Genomic DNA, 25,052 nt, shown 5'->3' with positions numbered 1-25,052 from the left:
GGTTTTGTAGTTCGTTCTGAGTGATCCGCTCAGTTCGTCTCGAACTTGCGCACTTCCATGAAGTTGACGGCGGAGCCGCTGAAGCGGGCCGGATCGACGGAAGCAGTATTGACGGTGAAGCCCTCGGCATAGACCGCCGTCGGCTGGGCCCGGAGCGTCTGGCTGACGAAGCGAGGTGCCTTGACCGGCTTCGTGACCATCTCCATGCGTGAATTGGTCAGCGCCCACTGCGAGATGATCTTCTGAGTGAGCTTCGGCTCGGTGCGGACTGTCGCCCGGCTTGCCTCGGCAGCGGCCGCGGCAGCCTTCGTCGGGCGTCCGCCCTTGGTCGCAATGCCGGCGGCATCGCCATTCTGGGAGACATGCGGGGGATCGAAGATGTCGCCGAAGCTTGCGGATTTGACAGGAGCAAGAGCCGCAAGCTGAACCGGCGCCTTCTCGGCCGGCTTGGTCGCCGGCATTGCTGCCTTGATCGCCTGCTCGATGGTTGCTGGCGCAAGGGCAGCAACCTGCTTGGCTGCAGCATTCTCCTGATCAAGCGCCTGCGCGACGGCCGGAGAGAGCTGACCGGCTACGGCTGCATTCGCATCCGATTCGGCAAGGGCAGGACGGTCGCTCGGGATAGCAACCGCGGGATCGTTGGAGGCCACCTCCGCATCACCCGGGGCGTTGCGAGGACCAAGCAGTGATGGAACCGGAATGTGATAGCTGCTGAGATCGGCAAATTGCTGCGGCTCGCCTTGCTGCTCCGTCGCCGCCGCTAGGGCCTGCTCGGCGCTATTGCCGGAATTCGGCGGAACAAGAGCATTCGCAACTTCGCCGCCGGCAAGCTGACCGGCAAAGGCAGGACGAACCTGCGGCACCGGCGCATTCACAGCGGCAACCTCGGTGGGCTGGGCTTCAACCTCGGCAGCAGGCGCCTCCGCCTTCGGCGGCGTTGCCCTGGCCACAGCGACCGGAGCCGAATCCTCCGCGCTATCCTCTTCATCGTCTGCGCCACCGCCAAAGAGTGCGGCGAACAATGTCTTCGGCTTCCGCGTCTCCGTATCGCCGCCGACGGCTGCAACGAGCTGATCGGTGCTCACGCGGCGCTTGTAGTCGGCCATCGCCTGCTGGTAGCCCGGCAAGGGCTTACCGTCAGCCGGGATGTGGATGGTGTTGCCATTGGGAAAAAGCTGAACCAGCTCTTGCCGGGTCATGCGCGGCCAGGCGCGAACGCCGCCGACATCCATATGCACGAAGGGCGAACCGGACTTCGGATAGAAGCCAACGCCGCCGACCTGCATTTTCATGCCGATCGCGCGCAACTTGGCAAGCTTGACGTCCGGAATGAAGAAGTCCATCGCCTTGCCGAGCATATGCTGGCTCTTCTCGGCGACACCGGAATTGCGCGAACGCGCCTTGAGCATCGCATTTGTCCCGGGTGAACGGAAACCGCAGACGACGTTGATATAGTCCCTGGAACCGCTCTGGCGGTAGACTTCCCAGATGAGATCAAAAAGGCGGGGGTCCATCTTCGTCGGCTGATTCTTTCGCCAGTCGCGGAGAAACCGGTTCAACTGCTCGAGACCCTTCGGGTCGAACCTGCCGTTGCGCTTGTAGGTGATGACAGCCTTTTCGCCGGTGTGGATGAAATAGAGTTTCAGGCTGCGCGTTTCGCCCGCTGCCTCAGATGGTGTGCCAACGAATACCGGTGAGGAAACCGCAAGTGCGAGAAGGGCAGCCATTGCCGTCCTAACCGCCTTTCCGCCAATGTCGGCGTACAGCGTACGCCAGCTCAAGCGCCAAGGCTTGGAATTCTCATTCAAATCCGGCAAACCAAATCCTCGTCAGACTGCCCCAGTGCCCCGGCTGTCCCAATGTCTTTCAAATGCGGTCACACCATGGCAAAAATGCCACACGCGTTCAACCTTTTCTTTACATAGTCAACAATGGACTAACAAGAGGTTTATGACAGGTAACAAGACATGCTTGCCGGATTATTAATCAAGCGCCTGCTATGCCGCATCTTTTTGCGGATTGTCGGGGTCGATCCCGTAATCCTTGAGTTTTCTGTAAAGCGTTGACCGCCCGATACCGAGTTTTCTGGCCACTTGACTCATCTGGCCCCGGTAGAATTTAAGGGCGAATCGAATCAATTCCTCCTCGACATCGGCAAGCTTGCGTACGTCGCCGGCGGCACTGACGCTTGCAATCGCGTTTTCCGGCACCTCGTTGTGACGCGCGGACGACTCACCGCCATACATCGGCGGAACGTGATATTCGCCTGCCGCAAATTCCGCTTCGTGCTCACGATGCGTATTGTCCGCGACCAGCGCCAGATGATCCACCACGTCATATTGCGGCAGCTGCGCGGCAATTTGCGGAAAGTCCGCTTCGGTGAGTTCATGCCCCTCGGCAAGCACGACGGCGCGAAAGATCGCATTTTCGAGCTGGCGGATGTTGCCCGGCCAGTCATAAGCCGTCAGCAGTGCCAAGGCACCGGGACTGACCGTCATCCGCTGCCCGTTCTTCTGCTCGGACGAGAAGCGGTCGGCAAAGACGCGCACCAGATGCGGGATGTCCTCCTTGCGCTTGCGCAGCGCCGGAATGGTGATCGGGAAGACGTTCAGGCGGTAATAGAGGTCTTCGCGGAAGTGGCCGTTTTTCACTTCCTCGATCAGATCCTTGTTCGTCGCCGAAATGAGGCGGACGTTGACCTTGTGCGCCGTACGCGCGCCGACCGTTTCGATTTCGCCCTGCTGCACGGCACGCAACAGCTTGACCTGCACCTCGAGCGGCAGATCTCCGATCTCGTCAAGGAAGATCGTTCCGCCATCGGCTTCCATGAACTTGCCGATGTGGCGCTCGGTCGCGCCGGTGAAGGCACCCTTTTCGTGGCCGAAGAGAATGCTCTCGACGAGATTGTGCGGAATGGCACCGCAATTCACCGTCACAAAAGGCTTGTTTGAACGGTCACCGCCGGACTGGACGGCGCGGGCCACGAGCTCCTTGCCGACGCCCGACTCACCTTCAAGCACGACCGGAATGTTCGATTGCGCGGCACGCTGCGCCAGATCGATGACCCGGATCATCGCCGGGCTCGCCGAAACGATGTCGTCGAAGCCGACGGCGCCAGAGCGTGAACGGCGGCCCGAACGGGCTTTCACTTCGCGCTGGTCGAGCTTCATCGCGTTAGCAATGCAATTCGCGATCCGCTCGGGCGAAACCGGTTTAACCACGAAATCGAAGGCGCCGGCACGCATGGCCTGCACCACCGTCTCGATGCCGCCCTGCCCGGTCTGCACGACCACGGGAATATGTGTGCCGAGTTCATTGAGGGCTTCGAGGAATTCCAGCCCGGTCATTTCCGGCATCATGAGGTCGAGAATGATGACGTTGAAGAGGCCGCCGTCCCGCTTCACCATCTCAAGACCGATCCGGCCGTTTTCAGCCTGATGGACGACATGCCCGTGGCGCTCGACTGCATTTTTTAGCAGGCGGCGTTGCACCGGGTCGTCTTCGACCAACAGAATCTGCCCTGCACCCTTGAGCTCATTATGACCGGTCATTGTCGCCTCACTTCATGCGAAACCTGTGAGGCACTCTGGCAGAAAGGCTTGAACATCCAGTTTTGAGAAATAATTGCATTTTAACGATTGTGGCGACCCCGAATCCGTATCGAAGCGGGGCCTTCTGCCCCCCGAAAGCCCCTTGAAGCGGAGCCTTCCGGAGCTTAGACAGTCAGACCTGTTCGAAATGAGGAAGAGGAACCAAGCCCATGAATCTCATGCTCCCCGGTGCCGGTCTTAATTTTTCGGCAACAGCTGGCTCGGCCGCGGCAGATCCAGCGCTTGGCGACCTTCCCGTCTGGAAACTGCAGGATCTCTACCCCTCCGCCACCTCTACCGCTTTCACCAGCGACATGGAAAAGGCAGGCAAACACGCCATCGCCTTCGAGGAAAAATGGAAGGGCAAGCTAGCGGATGCAGCGAGTAAAAAAGGCGCTGAAGGTATTGGCCAGGCGCTGAAGGAATATGAGCAGCTGGATGACCTTATCGGCCGCCTCGGCTCGTTCGCGGGCCTCACCTATTTCTCCGATACGAGCAATCCCGTGAACGGCAAGCTTTACGGCGATGTCCAGGCAAAAATCACCGAATTCTCCGGCCATCTTCTTTTCTTCGCGCTGGAGCTGAACCGGATCGACGACGCGGTGATGGACGCCTGCATGGCGAATGACCCCGATGCCGGCCACTACCGTCCCTGGCTGATCGACCTGCGCAAGGACAAGCCCTACCAACTGGAAGACAAGCTGGAACAGCTCTTCCTCGAAAAGTCGATGACGAGTGCGGCTGCGTTCAATCGCCTCTTTGACGAAACGATGGCGGAGCTTCGCTACGACATCGACGGCGAAAAAGTGCCGCTCGAAGTGGCCCTCAATTTGCTGCAGGACAAGGATCCGGAAGCCCGCCGCAAGGCAGCGGTGGCGCTCGCCGAAACTTTCAAGGCGAATATCCGCACGTTTACGCTGATCACCAATACGCTCGCCAAGGACAAGGATATCTCCGATCGCTGGCGTGGCTTCGAGGACATCGCCGACAGCCGTCATCTGGCGAACCGCGTCGAACGCGAGGTGGTGGATGCGCTGGCGGCTGCCGTCAAGCAGGCCTATCCCCGCCTTTCGCACCGCTATTACAAGATGAAGGCAAAGTGGCTCGGAATGGACCAGATGAATTTCTGGGACCGCAATGCGCCGTTGCCGGAAACCTCCAACGCGGTAATTTCCTGGACCGAGGCGAAAGAGACCGTGCTCTCGGCCTACGGCAATTTCGCGCCGGAGATGGCTGCGATCGCCAGCCGCTTCTTCGACGAACAGTGGATCGACGCGCCGGTCCGTCCTGGCAAGGCGCCCGGCGCCTTCGCGCACCCGACGGTTCCGTCGGCGCATCCCTACGTGCTCGTCAACTATCTCGGCAAGCCGCGCGACGTGATGACGCTCGCCCACGAACTTGGTCATGGCGTACATCAGGTGCTTGCCGGCGAACAGGGCGCGCTCATGTGCCAGACGCCACTGACGCTCGCCGAAACCGCCTCCGTCTTCGGCGAGATGCTGACTTTCCGCGCACTGCTCGACAAGACCACCGACAAGCGTGAGCGCAAGGCGATGCTCGCCCAGAAGGTCGAAGACATGATCAACACGGTCGTGCGCCAGATCGCCTTCTACGAATTCGAGCGCGAGGTCCATACGGCACGCAAGGCCGGCGAACTGACCGCAGAAGACATCGGCGAACTGTGGCTCTCCGTCCAGTCGGAAAGTCTCGGGCCCGCGATCAGGATCTCGGAAGGGTATGAGACCTACTGGGCGTATATCCCCCACTTCATCCACTCGCCCTTCTATGTCTACGCCTATGCTTTCGGCGACTGCCTGGTGAACTCGCTCTATGCCGTTTATCAAAAGGCCGATAAGGGCTTCCAGGAGAAGTATTTCGAGATGCTGAGGGCCGGCGGGACGAAGCACCACTCCGAACTCCTGAAGCCTTTCGGCCTGGACGCCACCGATCCGTCGTTCTGGAGCAAGGGGCTGTCGATGATCGAAGGGCTGATCGACGAATTGGAAGCGCTTGATAGAGCCTGAGCTTCCAATCAAAAGGCACCGATGGCCGAAACTGAACGCTTTGTCCTTTTCCGGGATGATACGACCGGACAAGTGATGCTTTTCGCCGATCCGGCGGAGATCATCATCGCACGCAGCCGCGCCGAGTTCTTCCCGGCTCTGGCGCGGATGGAAGCGGCGAGAGCGCAGGGAAAGTGGCTGGCAGGCTACATGTCCTACGAGGCCGGCTATCTCTTCGAGGAAAAGCTGGCCGGCTTTGCGGAAGACGGCCGCCAGACGCCGCTGCTCTGCTTCGGCATCTTCGACGCGCCGCAGGCGGATGGCCATCCGCTTGCGCAGCCCAAACAGCGCCTCGAAAACGAGGAATTCCTGGCTGCGCCGAAAGCCGGGTGGGCGTTCCCTGTATATAAAGAGCGCTTCGACCGCCTGCATTGGCATCTGCGCCAGGGCGACTGCTATCAGGCAAACCTGACAATGCCGGTCGAAGCCAGTTGGAACGGCGATCCGTGCGCGGCTTTCTGGTCGCTGATCGAACGCCAGCCCGTAAAATACGGAGCGTTCGTCGATCTCGGCGGTCCTATCATCCTGTCCCGCTCTCCCGAGCTCTTCTTCCGGACGGACGAGCAAGGCTGGATCGAGACGCATCCGATGAAGGGCACCGCCAAACGCGGCGCCGACGCGGCCGAAGATGCAGCTATCATCGCGGCGATGCGGGCGGATATGAAGACCCAGGCAGAAAACCGGATGATCGTCGACCTGCTTCGGAACGACATCTCGCGCATCACCGAAGTCGGTACGCTCGATGTTCCGAAGCTCTTCGAGATCGAGACCTATCCGACCGTGCATCAGATGGTGAGTCATGTGCAGGCGAAGCTTCTGCCTGGCCTTTCCATCCGCGACATCTTCGCCGCCCTCTTTCCCTGCGGCTCGATCACCGGCGCGCCGAAGATGAGCGCAATGCATATCCTGCAGGAACTCGAGGACGCGCCGCGCGACGCTTATTGCGGGGCGATCGGCATGATTTCCCCGACCGGGGCCATGCGCTTTTCCGTTGCGATCCGCACCATCAGCCTCTTTGAAGGCGGCAAGGCGATCTTCAATGTCGGGGGCGGCATCGTCTTCGATTCCACCGCCGAAGCAGAATATGAGGAGTGCCTGCTCAAGGCGCGCTTCGCGATCGGCGATCAGGAGATCGCCCGATGAGCGACTTCTCGTTGATCGAGACACTGCGATGGGAACCTGACACCGGCTTTGTCCGCCTCCGGTTGCACCTTGCCCGATTGAACCGCTCCGCCCGCCGCATCGGCTTTCCTGCGCCGCGACATGCGCTCGACGAGCTCAATGAAGCAATCGAGGGCGCGACCGGCGCTTTGCGCGTCCGGCTAACCTTCGATGCTCGTGGCCGGATCGAAGTCACGGCTGCCCCCTTCGCGCGGCTCGCGCCGGGTACGGTTTGGACCGTCCGTATTGCTGCAACCCGCCTCGACAGCGCCGACAAACTGCTGCGGATCAAGACGACCCGCCGCGCCGTTTACGATGACGCGCGCGCCGAATACACGCCGCTGCAGGCCGACGAAATGCTGATGCTGAACGAACGCGGCGAGGTTTGCGAAGGCACGATCACCTCGGTCTTCCTTGACGACGGTTCCGGGGTGCTTCGCACACCACCGATCTCCTGCGGCCTGCTCGCCGGCGTGCTGCGTACCGAGCTGATCTGCGAGCGCAAAGCCCGCGTCGGCCGCATCGCGGTGAGCGATCTGGTGAACGGCCGGATCTATGTCGGAAACTCGCTCCGAGGCCTCATCCCGGCAAGGCTTGTTCTCTAAGCCGCGATCTTCAGCCGGTCCCGGCCGCTGACCTTCGCGAGGTAAAGCGCTTCGTCGGCGCGGGCGTAGAGTTCCTCCGCTGTATCGCCCGGCCGCAACTCGGCAAGCCCGGCAGAGCAGGTGTAGCAGAAATCCGGGGTTGCCTGGATAGGGCGAGCAACGCGCACCATCTCGAGGATGCGGTCGATGATCTCCTTGCCCTGCTCCAATGTCGTATCCGGTAGAACCAGCATGAACTCCTCGCCGCCGATGCGGCCGAAACTATCCCTCCGGCGCACAAGCGGATGGACCCGACGCGCAAAATCGATCAGCACCTGGTCGCCCACCTGATGGCCGTAACTGTCGTTGATCCGCTTGAAAAAATCGAGATCGATGATGCAGACGCAGCCGCTGACGGAAGCGATCGACCCGAGGCGACAAACCATGTTCTCAAGCGCCGCCATCATGAAGCGGCGGTTGGAGATACCGGTCAATTCGTCGGTCTGCGAGGCGCGCAGCGCAAAATCGCGATCCTGCCTGAGGTCGCGCTCGCTTGACTTCATGTCCGTGATGTCGCTTGCGATGCAGAGCATCCAGCCGTCCCGCTGCACTGTTTCCGTCATCCAGAACCAGCGGCCGTCGACGACGTCGGTCTCGAAAGCGCGAAACGGCAGTTTCCCTCGCCGCGACTGCGCGGAAACAAGCCACATCTCGAAGTCGGCGGCACGTATGATCGTGCCGCGTCCTGCCTTCGTGTTGCGGCGCATAAGGTCGGCCCACAAAGGGGTCTCATTCGGCTCAAGCGCGAAGGTCGAACGAAAGGCCGCGTTCGCATACCGCAAACGGTCATCCTGATCGTACAGCGCGATCAGGACGGCACTTTCTTCCTGCAACTCCGCGAGCCGCTCCGTTATCTGGGTCATCCGATGGCTCCGGGCGTGCTGGGTAACTACGTGTGGGACTCTGCTGCAAAATTATAAAAAGAAGATGGATGGCAGCGTTCCGATTGAATATCTCAACGGGCTCGAAACGATACATCGGAGGTTTTGCAATGTTCATCCTCTCGCTAATCTACGTGAAGCCTAATGAAGAGGCCGACAAGCACATGGAACAGCATATGGCCTGGGTCAAGGCGGGCTATGCAAAAGGCTGGTTCCTTGTCTCGGGACGCAAGGTGCCGCGAACCGGCGGCGTGATCCTCGCGATCGGCAATCGTGCCGAGATCGAGGCCTATGTCGCCGCCGATCCGTTCACGGTGCACGGCGTTGCGAATTACGAGATCACGGAAGTCGCGGTGACAACGGTGGCTGATGGGCTGGATATCCTGAAGAGTTCTTCCATCAAGGCACAGTGATGCGTTAGACCTTTGCTATGACGCTTCCGACCTACACACCCTACGACGGCTCCTCTCAGCCCTTCACCATCGGCCTCTTGCCGCTCGACATCGGCCGCTGGATCGAGCCGAACGGTGATCTGCCGCGCTATCTCGGCGAAAAACAGCTCCTAGCTGAAACCCGCCGGCATGAAATTTTCGTCGCTGAAGAAGGCACCGACGCCGCTCAGCAGGAATGTCTCGACCTGCTTCTGAGTTACCTCTGCGAAGCGCATCCCGATCTCTACGAGCGGAACGGCAGTCTCATCGAGGTCGTCGGCAAAGCCGTCGATCTTTCGGACCAGTCCCTGCCCCCGCTTTTGAAGGCCGGCTTGCTCATCGCCGACGATCTCGCCATCATGCGCCGGAAGGACGACGGCTGGCATCTTGTCGCCGCCCATGTGTCCTTCCCTTCCTCCTGGTCTCTGCATGAGAAATTTGGAAAACCGATGCACGCAATCCATGCGGACGTGCCGGGCTTCGGTGAGGGAACCCGCAATGCAGCGCTGATCACCCGCATCTTCGACAATCTGCAGGTCGCTCAACCCGTCGAGCGCATGAACTGGTCCGTGAACGTCACGAGCGATCTCTTCCTGCTCTGGTCCAAGCATCGCCGCCCGCCGCAGGCCGAGGCCTTTACGCTCGCCGAGCGCTTCGCCCGCGTCGAGCGCCAGACTTTACGGAAGCTGCCGGTTTCCGGCGATATCGTCTTCACCATCCACGTCTATGTCGATTCGATCGCCGCGATCGTACATCACCCCAAGGCCGGCGAACTCGCCGCAAGCTTTGCGGCACAGCTGGAGGCGCTTGACGAACAGCAGACCGCCTATAAAGGCCTGACGCTGCAGAAGGCCGAACTCGTTGCAAAGCTGCGCATGCTCGCGCGGGAGCTTTCGCCTGCCTGATAAGTTGACCTTTCCGGCTCTGGCGCTCTTTATTGTGACGGCATTTTATGATTAGAGCCGGTTACTTTTAAGTTTTTGCGCGCCTCCAAAATAATTCTTGAGGCTTGCCGCTTCCACACAGGAGAAAAGAATGACGGAACAGAACCATCCGGTATATGCCGAAATTACCGGCCCGATCGTCATGATCGGCTTTGGCTCCATCGGCCGCGGTACGCTGCCGCTGATCGAGCGCCACTTCAAATTCGACAAGAGCCGGATGGTAGTCATCGACCCGCGTGACGACGCAGATCACACCGAAATAATGGCAAAGCACGGCGTGAGGCACATCAAGTCGCATGTCACCAAGGAAAACTACAAGGATCTGCTGAAGCCGCTTCTGACCGAAGGCGGTGGCCAGGGTTTCTGCGTCAATCTTTCCGTCGATACCGGATCGGTCGACCTGATGAAGCTCTGCCGCAAGCTCGGTGCTCTCTACATCGACACCGTCGTCGAACCGTGGCTCGGCTTCTATTTCGACAAGGACCTGAAGAACGCCGACCGCACGAATTATGCGCTGCGCGAAACCCTTCTTAAGGAGAAGGCCAAGAATCCCGGCGGCCCGACCGCCGTCTCCACCTGCGGCGCGAACCCCGGCATGGTTTCCTGGTTCGTCAAGCAGGCACTCGTCACCCTCGCTAACGATATCGGCCTCAAGTTCGAACAGCCGGATCAGCACGATCGCGAAGGCTGGGCGAAGCTGATGAAGAAGGTCGGCGTCAAGGGCATTCACATCGCCGAGCGCGACACCCAGCGCACCAAGCATCCGAAGCCGCTCAACGTCTTCTGGAACACTTGGTCGGTCGAAGGCTTCATCTCCGAAGGCCTGCAGCCGGCCGAACTCGGCTGGGGCACCCATGAGAACTGGATGCCAAAGAACGCCAAGAAGCACAAGAAGGGCTGCCAAGCCGCAATCTACCTGGAACAGCCGGGCGCCAACACCCGCGTTCGCACCTGGTGCCCAACGCCAGGCCCGCAGTACGGCTTCCTCGTCACGCATAACGAGTCGATCTCGATCGCCGACTTTTTCACGGTTCGCGACAAGGACGGCGAAGTCACCTTCCGCCCGACCTGCCACTACGCCTACCATCCGGCAAATGATGCCGTTCTCTCCCTGCACGAGATGTTCGGCAACGGCGGCACGCCGCAGCCGGTTCACCACGTTCTCGACGAGGACGAGCTGGAGGACGGGATCGATGAACTCGGCGTACTCCTCTACGGTCACGAAAAGAATGCCTTCTGGTACGGCTCCCGTCTGTCCGTCGAAGAGACCCGCCGCATCGCTCCTTACCAGAACGCGACTGGCATGCAGGTGACCTCCGCCGTTCTGGCCGGCATGGTCTGGGCTCTCGAACACCCGACGGCCGGCATCGTCGAAGCCGACGAGATGGACTACAAGCGCTGCCTTGAAGTGCAGCTTCCCTATCTCGGCCCGGTTGAAGGCCACTACACCGACTGGACTCCGCTCGATGGCCGCCCGGGCCTTTTCCCGGAAGACATCGACACCAAGGATCCGTGGCAGTTCAGGAACATCCTGGTTCGCTCGTAACCGGATTCAGATCAGCATCGATGCCCGCCGAAAGGCGGGCATTTTTGTAACGCCTGCAGTGTAATTTCGCTTTCCCGTTGCAGCAGGCTTGCCATGGCGGCGGGCTCGCGCCATGTTTTTCGGGACTTTCGCGGCCATCGTCCGCTTCGAATCGCCTGGAGAAACCTATGACGGTCAGAAACATTCTCGTTCTTGCGGGTGCAGCAGCAGCGCTTGCCGCCTGTGTCTCGAACCCGCGCCCCATGCCGGTCGCGGCACGCGCTGCGCCGACCGGCGTCGAGGGTTCCTGGACTGATCCGAACGGTATTGTTTCCACCTTCCAGGCTGGCACCTTCACCACCCGTACGACCGACACCAACCAGATGCTCGCATCCGGCACCTACGTCAACAGCTCGCCGTCGCTGGTGGAAATCAGCATGACCTCGCTGGTTCGCAAGACGCAGTCCAAGGTCAATTGCGCGCTGGTTAGTCAAAATCAGCTGAACTGCACGTCGGACGCAGGTTCGCAATTCACGCTAACGCGCCAGATGTAATTTCCCGATCAGCGTTCAGCACAAAAAGCTCCCCTCGCGGGAGCTTTTTTGTTCTTGCCTCATGGAAAGCGTTCCGGCGGTCATCGCTTTTCGCTTGCGATTACGCAGGCTTGGTGAAAACATCCGCTCGCCGGGCAACCGACGAGATGAGGGACGGGCGAAGTCGGGGGTAAGGACTTTCGCCATTAAAATCAGGAGAGAGGAATGACCAAGTCTTTTAGCTTCGGTCTGCTGACCGCATCGATGCTGGCGCTCAGCACCAGCGCCGCGTTCGCGGACTACCAGCTCAATATTCTTCATATCAACGATTTCCATTCACGCGTCGAACCGATCAACAAGTTCGATTCCACCTGTTCGGCAGAAGAAGAAGGCAAGAAGGAATGCTTCGGCGGCGCCGCCCGTTTGAAGACCGCGATCGACCAGCGACGTCAGGCACTTTCCGGCCAGAATGTCCTGCTGCTGAACGCCGGCGACAATTTTCAGGGCTCGCTCTTCTACACGACCTATAAAGGTGCCGTGGAAGCCGAGATGCTGAACGCCATGAAGTTCGATGTCATGACTGTCGGCAACCATGAGTTCGACGACAGCGAGGATGGCTTGGCGACCTTCCTCGACAAAGTCCAGTTCCCGGTTATTTCCGCCAACGTGCTTGCCGGCGACAGCTCGAAGCTCCGCGATCGGATCAAGCCGTCGGTGGTGCTCGACGTCGGTGGCCAGAAGATCGGCATCGTCGGTGCCGTAACCAATGATACCGAAGAGCTTTCCTCTCCCGGCCCGAACGTGATCATTGCCGATGACGTCCAGACCATCACCGCAGCCGTTCAGGAATTGAAGGCGCAGGGCGTCGACAAGATCATCGCGCTGACCCATGTCGGCTACCCGCGCGATCTCTCGGCTATCGCCAAGATTCCGGATGTCGATGTCGTTGTCGGCGGCCATTCGCACAGCCTTCTCTCCAACACCGATCCTAAGGCCGAAGGCCCCTACCCGACGATGGTCGACAATCCAGGCGGCTACAAGGTGCCGGTCGTTCAGGCTGCCTCCTACAGCAAGTATCTCGGCGATCTCGTTGTCGACTTCGATGACAACGGCGTGGTCAAGAGCGCCAAGGGCGACCCGATCCTGATCGACTCCTCGTTCACGCCGGACGCGGCGCTGACAACCCGCATAGCGGAGCTGGCCAGGCCGATCGAGGAACTGCGCAAGAAGGTCATAGGCTCGTCCGAAGGTCCGATCGAGGGGGATCGCACGGTTTGCCGCGTCAAGGAATGCTCCATGGGCAACCTCGTCGCTGACGCCATGCTCGACCGCACGAGGAACCAGGGCATGCAGATCGCCATCCAGAACGGCGGCGGCCTGCGTGCCTCGATCGACGGCGGCGAGATCACCCAGGGCGAAGTCATCAGCGTGCTGCCTTTCCAGAACACGGTCGCCACCTTCCAGCTGACGGGAGAAGATGTGGTCAAGGCGCTTGAAAACGGTGTCAGCCAGATCGACCAGGGCGCCGGCCGCTTTGCGCAGGTCGCCGGTCTCAAATACAGCTTCGACAAGTCCAAGCCTGCCGGCAGCCGCATCAGCGACGTTCGGGTTGAAGAGAGCAACACCTTCGTGCCGATCGATCCCGCCAAAACCTACGGCGTCGTCACCAACAACTTCATGCGCGGCGGCGGCGACGGCTATTCGGTCTTCGAGACGGCCGGCAAGAATGCCTATGACTTCGGCCCCGATCTTGCCGACGTGACAGTCGACTATCTGGCGGCGCACAACCCCTACAAGCCCTACACCGACGGGCGCGTAACGGAGGTCTCCGGCGCCATGGCCCAGGCTCCGGCCGCGCCGGCACCCACGCAGGAACCCGCGCCTGCCCCGGCTGCATCCCAGCCTGCACCAGCACCGGCTGCACCCGCCCCTGCAGAGCCGGCACCCGCTGCCGCAACGCCTTCGACCCACGTCATCGCCAGCGGCGATACACTCTGGGATCTTGCGAAGCAGTTCTACGGCGACGGCATGCTCTGGAAGAAGATCTCCGAAGCCAACGGCAATCCCAATCCTCACCGCCTGTTTGTCGGCAAGGAGCTTCAGGTTCCGGCGAAGTAAGACGATTTGTCTCGATCATGAAAGCCGGTCCGGGGTTTCCTGGGCCGGCTTTCCTACATATAGGGATGAAATCAGGCTGGCACGGCTGCGGATGAGCCGGCAAAGACTATCTAGTGTTGGGGGACTAAGATGACCGTTGAAACTTCACACCGTCCGGCGGAGCATCCACCCGTTAAATCCGACAAGATCGGGGTCCTCCTCGTCAATCTCGGCACCCCTGACGGCACGGACTACGCTTCGATGCGCCGCTATCTGCAGGAATTCCTCTCAGACCGCCGCGTCATCGAGGAGCCGCGCTGGAAATGGTATCCCATCCTCTTCGGCATCATCCTCAATACCCGCCCGCAAAAGGTTGGCAAGGCCTACGAGACGATCTGGAACAAGGAGAAGAACGAGAGCTATCTGCGCACCTATACGCGCAACCAGTCCGATCTCATGGCCGAGCGCTTGGAGGACCTGCCGAACGTCAAGGTTGATTGGGCGATGCGCTACGGCACCCCCTCGATCGCCTCGCGTATCGACGCCCTGAAGGACGCAGGTTGCGACCGTATCGTTCTTTTCCCGCTCTATCCGCAATATGCGGCAGCAACGACCGCGACCGTCAACGACAAGGCGTTCCAGCATCTGCTGACGATGCGGTGGCAGCCGGCGCTGCGCACCGTACCGGACTATCACGACGACGAAACCTATATCGAGGCGCTCGCCAACTCGGTGACGCAGCATCTTTCGACGCTCGACTGGGAACCGGAGATGATCCTCGCCTCCTTCCACGGCATCCCTCTGTCCTACTTCGAACGGGGCGATCCGTACTACTACCAGTGTCAGAAGACCGGCCGGCTGCTGCGCGAAAGGCTTGGCTTGCCGGAGGAAAAATTCATGGTGACCTTCCAGTCTCGTTTCGGGCCGGAAGAATGGCTCCAGCCCTATACCGACAAGACCGTCGAAAAGCTGGCGCAGGACGGCGTCAAGCGTCTCGCCATCATCAACCCCGGCTTTGTCTCCGACTGTCTTGAGACACTGGAGGAAATCGCCGAGCAGGCGGCTCATTCCTTCCATCAGAACGGCGGCGAACGATTTGCCCACATCCCCTGTCTCAACGACAGCGAGGACGGCATGCGCGTGTTGGAAAAAGTTGTACGCCGCGAGCTGCTTGGCTGGGTCTGAGGCTGTCATTTCCGAATTGCAAAGAACATGTTAACTCACCACATCTGATGATGCGGCGCGTCCTGGCGCCGAGGGAGGGTTTTCATGCTCTTGGGCGGTTTCGATATCGTCGTTATTGCACTCGTGGTCTTCGTGATCCTGGTGCTGTTTGCAGGCATCAAGACCGTGCCGCAGGGGTTCCGCTATACGATCGAACGCTTCGGCCGCTACACGCGGACGCTGGAGCCCGGGCTTAACCTCATCGTGCCGTTCATCGAGCGCATCGGCGCGCGGATGAACGTAATGGAGCAGGTGCTCGATGTGCCGACGCAGGAAGTCATCACCAAGGACAACGCTTCGGTCTCCGCCGATGCGGTTGCCTTCTATCAGGTGTTGAACGCCGCGCAGGCCGCCTATCAGGTCTCCAATCTCGAAAACGCCATCCTCAACCTCACCATGACCAATATCCGTTCGGTCATGGGCTCGATGGATCTCGACGAGCTTCTTTCCAATCGCGATGCCATCAACGACCGGCTGCTCCGCGTGGTCGACGACGCCGTGCAGCCGTGGGGCATCAAGGTGACCCGAATCGAGATCAAGGACATCCGTCCGCCGAGCGATCTTGTCGATGCCATGGCGCGGCAGATGAAGGCTGAACGCGAGAAGCGGGCGCAAATCTTGGAAGCCGAAGGTTCGCGCAATGCCCAGATTCTTCGCGCCGAGGGTGCCAAGCAATCGGCCATTCTCGAGGCCGAGGGCCAACGCGAAGCAGCGTTCCGGGAGGCGGAAGCCCGCGAGCGTCTGGCCGAAGCCGAAGCCAAGGCGACGAGAATGGTCTCCGACGCCATCGCCGCGGGTGATGTGCAGGCGATCAACTACTTCGTCGCTCAGAAGTATACCGAAGCCCTTGCGTCGATCGGCTCCGCCTCCAATGCCAAAGTCGTGCTGATGCCGATGGAGGCCTCTTCCATCCTCGGCTCTCTGAGCGGCATTGGAGCGATTGCCAAGGAAGTCTTCGGCGACGACTCCAATCCGCCTTCACCGCGTCCGCGCCAGGTGCCGCCACGGACCACGCCGCCGGTCAATCCCTTCAATCAAACCCCGGAGCGCTGACGAATGCTGGCCCGCATCGTTGCAGAACTCGGACCGTGGAGCTGGTGGATTGCGGGCTTCGTGCTGCTTGCGGCCGAAATGATAGTGCCGGGCGTCTTCCTCGTCTGGATCGGGCTTGCCGCTCTCGCCGTCGGCATTCTTTCGCTACTTCTGTGGGACGCAGCCTTCTGGGTCTGGCAAACTCAGCTCATTTTCTTCGCGCTCCTTGCCGTTGCGGCCACATTCCTCGGCCGCCGGCTGACGCTGAGCCACGATGCGACCGACGAGCCCTTCCTCAACCAGCGGGGCGCAAGCCTCGTCGGCCGGACGGCGACGCTCGCCGAGCCGATTGCGGAAGGCCGCGGCCGCATCCGCCTCGACGATACGATCTGGCGGGTGATAGGCCCGAACCTTCCGGCGGGAACACAGGTGAAAGTCGTGGCGAGCAATGGGCGCGACCTGGTGGTCGAGCCGCTCTGATCAGGCAACGCCGATCCGCAGCAGGTCGTGGAAGTGCACGAGCCCAATCGGGCGATTGTCATCGTCGACGACGATCAGGGCACCGATGTGATGCTGGTTCAGGAGCGCAAGCGCTGCTGTTGCGAGCATGGTGGGCTTCGCGATCTTCGGCGTGTGCGTCATGATGTCATCGACCATCAGTTCCGCCAGATTGCGCGTCAGATTGCGCGCCATATCACCTTCCGTGACGATGCCGCAGAGCCGTCCGTCTTCATCCAGAATGCCAACGCAGCCGAAATGCTTTCGTGACAGAACCTGGATCGCCTCCGGCATCGGCGTACCCTTGCCGACGAGCGGCACGCGGTCGCCTGTATGCATGACATCGCCGACATGCATGAGGCTCGCACCCAGCTTGCCGCCCGGATGGAAGACGTGGAAATCCCGTGCTGTAAAGCCCCGCCCTTCAAGCAACGCGATTGCCAGCGCATCGCCAATCGCAAGCTGCATCAAGGTCGACGTCGTTGGAGCAAGGCCGTTCGGGCAGGCTTCCTGCTCATTCGGAACGAGCAGCACGACATCCGAGGCCGCCGCCAGCGACGAGCTCTCGCTGCAGGTGATCGAGATCAGCGGGATGGAAAATCGGCGCGTGTAGGAAATGATGCTGCGCAGTTCCGCGCTTTCGCCGCCTTTGGATATGGCAAGGACGAGGTCGTCCTTCGCAATCATTCCCAGATCGCCGTGATTGGCCTCCGCGGCATGAACGAAAAACGCAGGCGTGCCGGTCGAAGCAAAGGTGGCCGCCAGCTTTGCACCAATGTGCCCGCTCTTGCCGACGCCGGTTACGATGACGCGGCCGCTAATGCCGCCGATCGTTTCCACGGCTTGTGAAAAGGGCCCGGCAAGACCGTTGTCCAAGGCGCGTTCCAGCGCCTCCAGCCCCCGTCTCTCCGTCTCGATCGTACGCCTTGCGGACTGGAGGACACCGTCTTCAACGAGATTGAGTGCTTTCCTCATCATGATCCTGCGTTAGCGCGTTTCGTTCGGGGTGTCCACCCGCGTCGCTTCACAACCTGTGAACGACGTACACGCAACGAATGATTAACCACAAGGCTTTACGTTCGGGTAACGAATTGAAGCATGCCGCACGCGGAATTCTGATGACCAAGGAAAGAGACACGAGCAGTTTGACGCCGCTCCGGGCGACGCGTTTTGCCGTGTCCTCTGTGGCTCTTGTCGCGGTGTTTTTCGTGCCGAGCCTCGGGCTTGCGCAATCGGCACAGAGCAGGAGCGGCAACGGCACGCTTTCGTCTGCACCGACTTCGCAATCTTCCGCTCGTGGCTCCCTAAGCGCGCAACAATCTTTGCCGGCAGGCGATAACGCGCTCAGCGACGGCGGCCTAGCGAGCCCTTCCCCGGCTGCGGCAACCAGCGGGACCCAGCCCGATGCCGACCAGCAGGCGACCACGGCCACGACGACGAATGCAGATCCATCGGACGAAACGACCGGCTCCATCCTCGACGAGGACATACGGCGCCTGAACATCCGCGAACCCGCGATCGATGATAGAAGGACGCCACGTAAGCCGGACGAAACCCTCTTGGATCAGCAGACGGAAGGCATCCGCATAGGCACCTTCGTGCTGCGCCCCTCCGTAACGCAGACGATCAACTCGGAAACGACGAAAGACAGCGGCACGAAAGACACGCGTGCCTTCCTGCAAACCGATGCCAATGCAACGCTGACTTCCGATTGGGCGCTGCATCAGCTCACGATCACGAGCCTGGGCACATGGCAGCAGAATGTTAGCGGAAGTGGCGAGGAACAGCCCGCCTTCAACATCGACGGTGACCTTCGGCTCGACCTGCCCGACGATACGGTTGCGCATATTAGAGGCGGCTACCGGTTCTATCGCGAGGATGTCGACGATCCGAATGCCATCGCCAATGCCGATCAGCAATCGGATGTGCAGGAATTTTCGGCCGGCGCATCCGTTCAGCGCGATTTCGGTATCCTGCGCGGCACTGCCGGGCTCGACCTGACCCGACCGATTTACTCCGACGCCGTGCTTTCGAACGGCACCAGGATCTCGCAGGCAGACCGCGACCAGACGGCCGGCACGTTGCGAACGCGCGTCGGCTATGAACTCTCGCCGGCGCTCATCCCCTTCATCGAAGTTTCCGTCGGCAAGACGGTCTATGACGAACGCGAGGATTCGGCAGGGTTCGCGCGCTCCGGCAACACCTACGGCGGCAAGGCCGGCGTCGAGGTCGATCTCGGAGAGAAGCTGAGGGGCGAGGCTGGCCTTGGCTATGAAACCGCGACCTATGACGATAGCCGGCTGGACTCGATCGGCACCGCAACCGTCGACGCAAGCCTGCTCTGGTCGCCTCTTCGCGGAACAGACGTGAGTTTCGATCTGGCGACTAGCATCGAGCCTTCGACGACGGCTGGTCAGAGCGGTTATGTGCAGCACGCGCTGACGACGGCGGTCACACACCAGCTGCGGGACAATCTTCAGGCAACGGCACTGGGCGGGGTGATCTTGCGGGACTACCCCTCAGGCGGCAGCAGCGATGAAACGGTCTATACGACCAGTGCCGGACTGAGCTGGGCCATCAACCGCTATCTCGATTTCACCAGCACGCTGGGATACGAGCTGACGCAGCGGGACGAGGGCGCCGACTCGCAGCAATGGCGAGCCGGCGTCGGTCTCAGGCTGAAGCGCTAGCCTCAGAGACGCTTCAGCAGCGCCTTGAAACCCTCTTCGACGGCGGGACGGATATCGGCGCGTTCGAGCGCGAATGCGACGTTGGCCAAGATGAAGCCATCCTTTGCTCCGCAATCATATGTCGTGCCACGGAAGTGGTAACCCGCAAAATCCTGCGTCTGGAGCAGTTTCAGCATGCCATCGGTCAGCTGGATTTCGTTTCCGGCACCGCGTTCCTGCGTCTCGAGGATCTTGAAGACCTCGGGCTGCAGGATGTAGCGGCCGTTGATGAAAAAGTTGGAAGGCGCCGTACCCTTGGCAGGCTTTTCGACCATGCCGGTGATGCGGAAGCCATCCCCTCGCGCTTCGCCTACGCCGACGATACCGTATTTGTGTGCCTGATCGGGGGCACATTCCTCGACAGCAATGATGTTGCCGCCGGTCTGGGCATAGAGGTCGATCATACCCTTCATGCAGCCCTTGCCTTCGGCCTTCATGATCATGTCCGGCAGGAGGAGGGCAAACGGTTCATCGCCAACGATCTCTCGGGCGCACCACACGGCATGCCCTAGGCCAAGCGGCTCCTGCTGACGAGTGAAGCTGACCGAGCCTGCCTTTGGCAGCTGATCGGCAAGCAGCGTGATTTCCGCCTCCTTGCTCCGCTCGCGCAGCGTCTGCTCGAGTTCGAAATGGATATCGAAATAGTCTTCGATGATGTGTTTGTTGCGACCGGTGACGAACACGAAGTGTTCAATGCCGGCCTCGAGCGCTTCGTCGACCACATATTGGATGATCGGCTTATCGACGACGGTCAGCATTTCCTTCGGCACGGCTTTCGTGGCTGGGAGGAAACGAGTCCCCAAACCTGCAACTGGAAACACCGCCTTACGAACTTTCTTCTGCTGTCCCACGTAGACCTCCTAGGGGGCTATATCACTATAAACTCAGGCTATTTAGGGTGAACTAGATAGAAAAGGCTACCGTTTTACGAAGGATGACGGCGCAAACAGGTCATGGTAAAGAATTTGTTGACTCCGTTCCGGTAGTGTCGCGTTTGGACGGAAACTGTAGCTCCGCCGTACTTGCAACGAAGATGACGGATACGACTGCCAATGACCCTGATTCACAAATACTCCTTTCGTGGTCTTGCTCTCGCATTCTTGGTGACCGCTTCCGCAGGTTTGGCTCCGCACAACGCGGCTGCCGACCAGCGGTTCCAGAAGTGGATCGCGGACTTCTACCAAACAGCCGCGCAAAATGGCATCAGCAAGGCAACCTACCGGAAAGCTTTCGCCGGAGTGACCGAGCCGGACCCAACCGTCCTCGAAAAAGCGACCTTTCAGCCTGAGTTCACAACCAAGATTTGGGACTATGTGGACTCCCGTGTAAACCCCTACACGGTCGAGATCGGCCGTAAAATGGCTGCAAAGCATGCCGCGACGCTGAAGGCGATCGAACGCCAGTTCGGCGTCGACAAGAACATCATACTCGCGATCTGGTCGATGGAATCGAACTACGGCGAAGTCCTCACGAAGGACGACCGGCTGCACTATGTGCCGCGTGCGCTTGCGACCCTTGCCTACGCAGATGACCGCCGAGCGAAATATGCCAAGAAGCAGCTCGTTGCCGCGCTGAAAATCCTGCAGAACGGCGACATTTCCGCCGAGGGAATGACCGGATCGTGGGCCGGTGCGATGGGCCATACGCAGTTTATCCCGACAAGCTATCTGCTCTATGCCGTCGACGCCGACCGAAATGGTCACCGCGACATCTGGAACTCCATTCCGGATGCACTTGCAACCACCGCCAATCTTCTCGCCAAGAACGGCTGGGATACAGGCAGAACGTGGGGCTACGAAGTCTCGGTTCCGGCGAATGCCGCAAAGCAGGCCGGCAAAACGCACACGATTGCCCAATGGGCGGCGATGGGTGTCACCCGTGCAAACGGCAAAGCCTTCCGCGACGGTTCGACGCGAGCCGTGTTGAAAATGCCGGCGGGTGCCGGCGGTCCGGGCTTCCTGATGACCGCCAACTTCTTTACCATCAAGAGGTACAATGCATCCGACAGCTATGCGCTTGCCGTCGGTTTGCTTGCCGACGAAATCGCCGGCTACGGCGGTATGAAGCAAGCTTGGCCGCGCCCGGACGGCACGCTGGACATCAAGGAAAAATTCGAGCTGCAAACGCGCTTGAAGACACTTGGCTATTACGATGGCAAGGTCGATGGCAACTTTGGTTCGGGTTCTAAAGCCGCCATCTCGGCCGTCCAGGAACGTCTCGGCATGCAGGCCGATGGCCAACCTTCCAAGCCCCTCCTGAACGCTCTTCGGCGCTAGAAGGAAGAAATCCGCGACATCGTTCCATGGGGAGTGGACGCGTGTGCCACCGCCGTGCGAAAATGTCGCGAGAGGCGGGCATGACCATGCGTATATCGGGCAACAAGCGGAAATTTGGCTGGCGGGCGCTGCTTTCCGCAACTTTAGTGCTTTCTTTCAGCGCGCCAGCGGATTTTGCCGGTGCCCAGGAGCGCTATTACTACCGTCGCTCGTTTTGGGATGTTTTGCTAGGCCGCCGTTACATCGACCAGCGCTATTCGCAGCCGCCCGAGGTTCGCCGCGCACCGCCACAGCGTCAGTTGCGCAGGCGGCCGGCACCGCCTTCGCCTACCAGAGCGGCCGCTCCCGTGCGGCCCGCGGCGCCGATCCAGCAGGAACCGCCGGTCCAGAAACTGCAGAACGCGCAGAAGATTCTGATTGTCGGCGACTTCCTCGCAAGCGGTCTCGGCGACGGTATGACGGAAGCCTTCAAGACATCGCCGGGCGTCGTCGTCGAAGCCCGTGGCAATGTCTCCTCTGGCCTCGTGCGTGACGACTATTATGACTGGCCCTCGCAGCTCCTGAAGATGATGGACGAGGTCAAGCCGGCGATGGTCGTCGTCATGCTCGGCGCCAACGACCGGCAACAGATGGTAACCGACGCCGGCAAGGAAAAATTCAAGACCGACGGATGGTATGGCGAATATCAGCGCCGCGTCGTCGCATTCGGCAAGGAAGTAACCGCCCGCAAGATACCGCTGCTTTGGGTCGGGCTGCCCGCCTTCGAATCGCCCTCCGCGACAGCCGATGCCGTTCAGATGAACCAGCTTTATCGCAAACAGGTCGAAGGCGTCGGCGGCGAGTTCGTCGACATCTGGGATGGTTTCGTAGACGAGAACGGCCAATTCATCGTTACCGGTTCCGACATCAACGGCCAGCAGGTGCGCCTGCGCACTTCGGACGGCATCAACCTGACGCAAGCCGGGCGGCGCAAAATCGCCTTCTATGTTGAAAAGCCGGCCCGCCGCCTTCTCGGCATGCAGGCAAGTCCCGACCTTGTGCGTCTCGATACGAGTAACGCACCTCATCTCGGACAGCCGTCGAGCCCGCTTGAGCTGCCGATCAGCCTTTCGGACCCCAATCTTGACGGTGGAAAGGAGCTTCTTGGCGGCATGCAGCTTCCTGCCAGCCAGACGAAGTCGCCTCGCGATATGCTGGTGGAGGAAGGCAAGATGGAACCGGCGCCGACAGGACGCATAGACGACTACCGGCTACCGGCAGCGAAGGAGCCGAAGCAGGTCTCAACGAAATAGCCGCTAAGCCTGCGATACGCCGCTGGAGCGTACGTAAATGAAGTTCTCATGGCGCTCGCCTTCGAACTCGAAATAGGTCGAACCGCATCTCCGAAGGCCGTGCTTTTCATAGAACCGGATTGCTGGCGCATTTTGATGGTTCACGCTGAGCCAAGCATCACTCCTGCCACGCGCCGCCAAAACACGGTCTGCCTCCGACAGCAGCGCGGCACCAAGCCCCCTTCCGAGAAAATGCTCCTGGACATAAAGCGTCACGATTTCCGTATCGATCGCGAGAGGTTCGGAGCACGGCGCTTCGAAATCGAGACGCAGATAGCCAGCCAAGTGCCCGTCGATCTCGCAAAGAATAAAGTATTGGGGATCGGAGGCGATATGGCGCCTGAAATTTTCCTCGGTGAACTGCGTGAGGACATAATCCGCCATGGACCGGCGGATTCCGGTCTTCGCGTAGGTGTGCAGCCACACCTGAATTGTGAGGGCCGCGACGTTCGCGGCGTCGCCAGGCCGGGCTTTTCGGAAAGAGACGGTCATTACCGCATCGATATACCGCCTGCGGTTTCTCGCAAGCGGATTTCTCAAACCCGGATGCGGGCGATCAGCGCGGCAGGACCGTCGAACCCATCAGCGCTTCATCGATCGCGCGGGCCGCCTGGCGGCCTTCGCGAATCGCCCAGACGACCAGCGACTGGCCGCGGCGAACGTCGCCTGCCGTCCAGAACTTGTCGATTGAGGTTTTGTAGTCCGTGTCGTTCGCAACGACATTCGTCGAGCCGCGGCGGTCGGTATTGAGCGCCAGCTTGCCGTCGAGTTCCTTGAGCACGCTACCGGTGAACGGTCCGCGGAAGCCGATGGCGATGAAGGCGAGATCCGCCTTGATGACGAACTCCGTGCCCGCAATCGGCTTGCGGCGCTCGTCGACTTCACAGCACTTGACGCCGGTGAGTTGACCGTCTTCGCCAATGAATTCGAGCGTGGCAACCTGGAATTCGCGGACCGCGCCTTCGGCTTGCGAGGAGGAGGTGCGCATCTTCGTTGCCCAGAACGGCCAAACGGCGAGCTTGTCTTCCTTTTCCGGCGGCTGCGGGCGGATGTCGAGCTGGGTGACCTTCACCGCGCCCTGACGGAACGCCGTGCCGACGCAGTCCGATGCGGTATCGCCACCGCCGACGACGACGACATGCTTGGCGCCCGCCAGAATCGGGTCCGACGCCCAGCCGACGCTGTCGATGTTTTCGCGGCCGAGGCGCTTGTTCTGCTGCACGAGGTACGGCATCGCATCATGGACGCCGGCCAGATCGGTGCCCGGGATTCCCGCCTCGCGTGGCGTTTCGGAGCCGCCGCAATAGAGCACCGCGTCGTAGTCGGCGAGGAGTTGCTCAACCTTGATCTCGACGCCGACGTTGGCGCCGCAATGGAAGGTAACACCTTCGCCTTTCATCTGCTCGACACGACGATCGATGAAGTTCTTCTCCATCTTGAAGTCGGGAATGCCGTAACGAAGGAGGCCGCCTGGGCGACTTTCGCGTTCGTAAACATGCACGTCATGACCGGAACGGCCGAGCTGCTGTGCCGCGGCCATACCAGCAGGACCGGAACCGATGATTGCGACTTTCTTGCCGGTATGAACAGTTGCCGGCTGCGGGCGGATGAAGCCGAGCTCGTAAGCCTTGTCGGCGATTGCCTGCTCGATCGTCTTGATCGCGACCGGCGTATCTTCGAGGTTCAGCGTGCAAGCCTCCTCACACGGTGCCGGGCAGACGCGTCCAGTGAACTCTGGGAAGTTGTTGGTCGAATGCAGGTTCTGGATCGCCGCTTCCCAGTTGTTGTTATAGACGAGGTCGTTCCAGTCCGGAATCTGGTTATGAACCGGGCAGCCGGTCGGCCCATGGCAATAGGGAATGCCACAGTCCATGCAGCGTGCTGCCTGTTTCTGAACTTCCTGGTCCGACATCGGGATCGTGAATTCGCGGAAATGCCGGATGCGATCCGAGGCAGGCTGATACTTCGCTACCTGCCGGTCGATTTCCAGAAACCCTGTGACCTTACCCATATTTTCGTCCCTTACACTCATGACCGCCTCGCCTGCGGCCAGTTGTCCATCGTCAGCCTCGACAGCGGAGGCAGGTTGCTTC

At 60.4% G+C, this 25,052-nt stretch carries 21 protein-coding genes; 14 read left to right on the top strand and 7 right to left on the bottom strand.

The window, feature by feature from the left end:
* Positions 1 to 29: 29 nt before the first annotated feature.
* Together ACPYOJ_RS09715 and ACPYOJ_RS09710 are read right to left on the bottom strand one after the other, a co-directional pair.
* A complete protein-coding gene (locus ACPYOJ_RS09715; protein WP_481416055.1) occupies positions 30 to 1,817 on the bottom strand; it encodes a peptidoglycan L,D-endopeptidase MepK in 1,788 nt (595 codons plus the stop codon).
* Between the two features lie 180 nt (positions 1,818 to 1,997).
* Complete coding sequence (locus ACPYOJ_RS09710; RefSeq protein WP_481416054.1) at positions 1,998 to 3,551, bottom strand: sigma-54-dependent transcriptional regulator; 1,554 nt, start codon at positions 3,549 to 3,551, stop codon at positions 1,998 to 2,000.
* 209 nt (positions 3,552 to 3,760) lie between these two features.
* On the opposite strand from ACPYOJ_RS09710, the gene ACPYOJ_RS09705 reads away from it, so the two are divergent.
* Genes ACPYOJ_RS09705 through ACPYOJ_RS09695 form a run of 3 tightly spaced genes read left to right on the top strand, consistent with a single transcriptional unit; the run spans position 3,761 to position 7,419 of the window.
* On the top strand, positions 3,761 to 5,614 hold the full coding sequence (locus ACPYOJ_RS09705; RefSeq protein ID WP_481416053.1) for a M3 family oligoendopeptidase: 1,854 nt from the start codon (positions 3,761 to 3,763) through the stop codon (positions 5,612 to 5,614).
* Between the two features lie 21 nt (positions 5,615 to 5,635).
* A complete protein-coding gene (locus tag ACPYOJ_RS09700) occupies positions 5,636 to 6,796 on the top strand; it encodes an aminodeoxychorismate synthase component I (RefSeq protein WP_481416052.1) in 1,161 nt (386 codons plus the stop codon).
* On the top strand, positions 6,793 to 7,419 hold the full coding sequence (locus ACPYOJ_RS09695; RefSeq protein ID WP_481416051.1) for an aminotransferase class IV family protein: 627 nt from the start codon (positions 6,793 to 6,795) through the stop codon (positions 7,417 to 7,419). Before ACPYOJ_RS09700 ends, ACPYOJ_RS09695 begins: the two co-directional genes overlap by 4 nt.
* Here the strand turns inward: ACPYOJ_RS09695 and ACPYOJ_RS09690 are convergent.
* Positions 7,416 to 8,321, bottom strand: a complete 906-nt coding sequence (locus ACPYOJ_RS09690; RefSeq protein ID WP_481416050.1) for a GGDEF domain-containing protein — start codon at positions 8,319 to 8,321, stop codon at positions 7,416 to 7,418. The two genes, ACPYOJ_RS09695 and ACPYOJ_RS09690, sit on opposite strands and share 4 nt — an antisense overlap.
* A 128-nt stretch (positions 8,322 to 8,449) precedes the next feature.
* On the opposite strand from ACPYOJ_RS09690, the gene ACPYOJ_RS09685 reads away from it, so the two are divergent.
* The 8 genes from ACPYOJ_RS09685 (at position 8,450) to ACPYOJ_RS09650 (ending at position 16,605) form a co-directional block, all read left to right on the top strand.
* Positions 8,450 to 8,752 (top strand): YciI family protein, encoded by a 303-nt coding sequence (locus ACPYOJ_RS09685; RefSeq protein WP_481416049.1) that lies wholly within the window; start codon positions 8,450 to 8,452, stop codon positions 8,750 to 8,752.
* Positions 8,753 to 8,769: 17 nt separating this feature from the next.
* Positions 8,770 to 9,675, top strand: coding sequence for a heme-dependent oxidative N-demethylase family protein (locus ACPYOJ_RS09680; RefSeq protein WP_481416048.1), 906 nt, complete (start codon positions 8,770 to 8,772; stop codon positions 9,673 to 9,675).
* A gap of 130 nt (positions 9,676 to 9,805) precedes the next feature.
* On the top strand, positions 9,806 to 11,260 hold the full coding sequence (locus tag ACPYOJ_RS09675) for a homospermidine synthase (RefSeq protein ID WP_168831486.1): 1,455 nt from the start codon (positions 9,806 to 9,808) through the stop codon (positions 11,258 to 11,260).
* A 167-nt stretch (positions 11,261 to 11,427) separates the two neighbouring features.
* Positions 11,428 to 11,793 carry an outer membrane lipoprotein Omp10 gene (gene omp10 / locus ACPYOJ_RS09670; protein ID WP_481416047.1) on the top strand — a complete coding sequence of 122 codons (366 nt, stop codon included), beginning with the start codon at positions 11,428 to 11,430 and terminating at the stop codon, positions 11,791 to 11,793.
* Positions 11,794 to 11,997: 204 nt separating this feature from the next.
* Complete coding sequence (locus tag ACPYOJ_RS09665) at positions 11,998 to 13,890, top strand: 5'-nucleotidase C-terminal domain-containing protein (protein ID WP_481416046.1); 1,893 nt, start codon at positions 11,998 to 12,000, stop codon at positions 13,888 to 13,890.
* Positions 13,891 to 14,019: 129 nt separating this feature from the next.
* On the top strand, positions 14,020 to 15,054 hold the full coding sequence (gene hemH, locus ACPYOJ_RS09660; RefSeq protein ID WP_481416045.1) for a ferrochelatase: 1,035 nt from the start codon (positions 14,020 to 14,022) through the stop codon (positions 15,052 to 15,054).
* An 84-nt stretch (positions 15,055 to 15,138) separates the two neighbouring features.
* Positions 15,139 to 16,146 (top strand): SPFH domain-containing protein, encoded by a 1,008-nt coding sequence (locus ACPYOJ_RS09655; protein WP_481416044.1) that lies wholly within the window; start codon positions 15,139 to 15,141, stop codon positions 16,144 to 16,146.
* A gap of 3 nt (positions 16,147 to 16,149) precedes the next feature.
* Positions 16,150 to 16,605: an NfeD family protein gene (locus ACPYOJ_RS09650; RefSeq protein ID WP_481416043.1), complete on the top strand. Its 456-nt coding sequence runs from the start codon at positions 16,150 to 16,152 to the stop codon at positions 16,603 to 16,605.
* On the opposite strand, the gene ACPYOJ_RS09645 is transcribed toward ACPYOJ_RS09650, so the two are convergent.
* Positions 16,606 to 17,601: a KpsF/GutQ family sugar-phosphate isomerase gene (locus ACPYOJ_RS09645; protein WP_481416042.1), complete on the bottom strand. Its 996-nt coding sequence runs from the start codon at positions 17,599 to 17,601 to the stop codon at positions 16,606 to 16,608.
* A 140-nt stretch (positions 17,602 to 17,741) separates the two neighbouring features.
* Here ACPYOJ_RS09645 and ACPYOJ_RS09640 point away from each other — a divergent pair, with 140 nt between their 5' ends.
* Positions 17,742 to 19,313, top strand: coding sequence for an outer membrane beta-barrel protein (locus ACPYOJ_RS09640; RefSeq protein ID WP_481416041.1), 1,572 nt, complete (start codon positions 17,742 to 17,744; stop codon positions 19,311 to 19,313).
* Positions 19,314 to 19,315: 2 nt separating this feature from the next.
* On the opposite strand, the gene galU is transcribed toward ACPYOJ_RS09640, so the two are convergent.
* The gene (gene galU / locus ACPYOJ_RS09635; protein ID WP_481416040.1) at positions 19,316 to 20,203 is read right to left on the bottom strand and encodes a UTP--glucose-1-phosphate uridylyltransferase GalU; all 888 of its coding nucleotides are present in this window, start codon (positions 20,201 to 20,203) and stop codon (positions 19,316 to 19,318) included.
* Between the two features lie 201 nt (positions 20,204 to 20,404).
* Between galU and ACPYOJ_RS09630 the strand changes: the two genes are divergently transcribed.
* Both ACPYOJ_RS09630 and ACPYOJ_RS09625 read left to right on the top strand, forming a co-directional pair.
* Positions 20,405 to 21,628 carry a lytic murein transglycosylase gene (locus ACPYOJ_RS09630; protein ID WP_481416039.1) on the top strand — a complete coding sequence of 408 codons (1,224 nt, stop codon included), beginning with the start codon at positions 20,405 to 20,407 and terminating at the stop codon, positions 21,626 to 21,628.
* A gap of 80 nt (positions 21,629 to 21,708) precedes the next feature.
* The gene (locus ACPYOJ_RS09625; RefSeq protein WP_481416038.1) at positions 21,709 to 22,920 is read left to right on the top strand and encodes an SGNH/GDSL hydrolase family protein; all 1,212 of its coding nucleotides are present in this window, start codon (positions 21,709 to 21,711) and stop codon (positions 22,918 to 22,920) included.
* 3 nt (positions 22,921 to 22,923) lie between these two features.
* Here ACPYOJ_RS09625 and ACPYOJ_RS09620 read toward each other — a convergent pair whose 3' ends face one another.
* Complete coding sequence (locus ACPYOJ_RS09620; RefSeq protein WP_481416037.1) at positions 22,924 to 23,451, bottom strand: N-acetyltransferase family protein; 528 nt, start codon at positions 23,449 to 23,451, stop codon at positions 22,924 to 22,926.
* 64 nt (positions 23,452 to 23,515) lie between these two features.
* Complete coding sequence (locus ACPYOJ_RS09615) at positions 23,516 to 24,970, bottom strand: glutamate synthase subunit beta (protein ID WP_481416092.1); 1,455 nt, start codon at positions 24,968 to 24,970, stop codon at positions 23,516 to 23,518.
* Between the last annotated feature and the right edge of the window lie 82 nt (positions 24,971 to 25,052).

The sequence above is a fragment of the Rhizobium sp. SVR5-9E genome, assembly GCF_056755095.1.
Note: the sequence above shows the minus strand (reverse complement) of the source record. Positions and strands in the feature narration are given on the sequence as shown.

Excerpts from the sequence above, each read along its gene's own strand:
- ACPYOJ_RS09710 (WP_481416054.1), bottom strand. The coding sequence starts at position 3,551 with ATGACCGGTCATAATGAGCTCAAGGGTGCAGGGCAGATTCTGTTGGTC.
- ACPYOJ_RS09705 (WP_481416053.1), top strand. The coding sequence starts at position 3,761 with ATGAATCTCATGCTCCCCGGTGCCGGTCTTAATTTTTCGGCAACAGCT.
- ACPYOJ_RS09700 (WP_481416052.1), top strand. The coding sequence starts at position 5,636 with ATGGCCGAAACTGAACGCTTTGTCCTTTTCCGGGATGATACGACCGGA.
- ACPYOJ_RS09695 (WP_481416051.1), top strand. The coding sequence starts at position 6,793 with ATGAGCGACTTCTCGTTGATCGAGACACTGCGATGGGAACCTGACACC.
- ACPYOJ_RS09690 (WP_481416050.1), bottom strand. The coding sequence starts at position 8,321 with ATGACCCAGATAACGGAGCGGCTCGCGGAGTTGCAGGAAGAAAGTGCC.
- ACPYOJ_RS09685 (WP_481416049.1), top strand. The coding sequence starts at position 8,450 with ATGTTCATCCTCTCGCTAATCTACGTGAAGCCTAATGAAGAGGCCGAC.
- ACPYOJ_RS09680 (WP_481416048.1), top strand. The coding sequence starts at position 8,770 with ATGACGCTTCCGACCTACACACCCTACGACGGCTCCTCTCAGCCCTTC.
- ACPYOJ_RS09675 (WP_168831486.1), top strand. The coding sequence starts at position 9,806 with ATGACGGAACAGAACCATCCGGTATATGCCGAAATTACCGGCCCGATC.
- omp10 (WP_481416047.1), top strand. The coding sequence starts at position 11,428 with ATGACGGTCAGAAACATTCTCGTTCTTGCGGGTGCAGCAGCAGCGCTT.
- ACPYOJ_RS09665 (WP_481416046.1), top strand. The coding sequence starts at position 11,998 with ATGACCAAGTCTTTTAGCTTCGGTCTGCTGACCGCATCGATGCTGGCG.
- hemH (WP_481416045.1), top strand. The coding sequence starts at position 14,020 with ATGACCGTTGAAACTTCACACCGTCCGGCGGAGCATCCACCCGTTAAA.
- ACPYOJ_RS09655 (WP_481416044.1), top strand. The coding sequence starts at position 15,139 with ATGCTCTTGGGCGGTTTCGATATCGTCGTTATTGCACTCGTGGTCTTC.
- ACPYOJ_RS09650 (WP_481416043.1), top strand. The coding sequence starts at position 16,150 with ATGCTGGCCCGCATCGTTGCAGAACTCGGACCGTGGAGCTGGTGGATT.
- ACPYOJ_RS09645 (WP_481416042.1), bottom strand. The coding sequence starts at position 17,601 with ATGATGAGGAAAGCACTCAATCTCGTTGAAGACGGTGTCCTCCAGTCC.
- ACPYOJ_RS09640 (WP_481416041.1), top strand. The coding sequence starts at position 17,742 with ATGACCAAGGAAAGAGACACGAGCAGTTTGACGCCGCTCCGGGCGACG.
- ACPYOJ_RS09630 (WP_481416039.1), top strand. The coding sequence starts at position 20,405 with ATGACCCTGATTCACAAATACTCCTTTCGTGGTCTTGCTCTCGCATTC.
- ACPYOJ_RS09625 (WP_481416038.1), top strand. The coding sequence starts at position 21,709 with ATGACCATGCGTATATCGGGCAACAAGCGGAAATTTGGCTGGCGGGCG.
- ACPYOJ_RS09620 (WP_481416037.1), bottom strand. The coding sequence starts at position 23,451 with ATGACCGTCTCTTTCCGAAAAGCCCGGCCTGGCGACGCCGCGAACGTC.
- ACPYOJ_RS09615 (WP_481416092.1), bottom strand. The coding sequence starts at position 24,970 with ATGGGTAAGGTCACAGGGTTTCTGGAAATCGACCGGCAGGTAGCGAAG.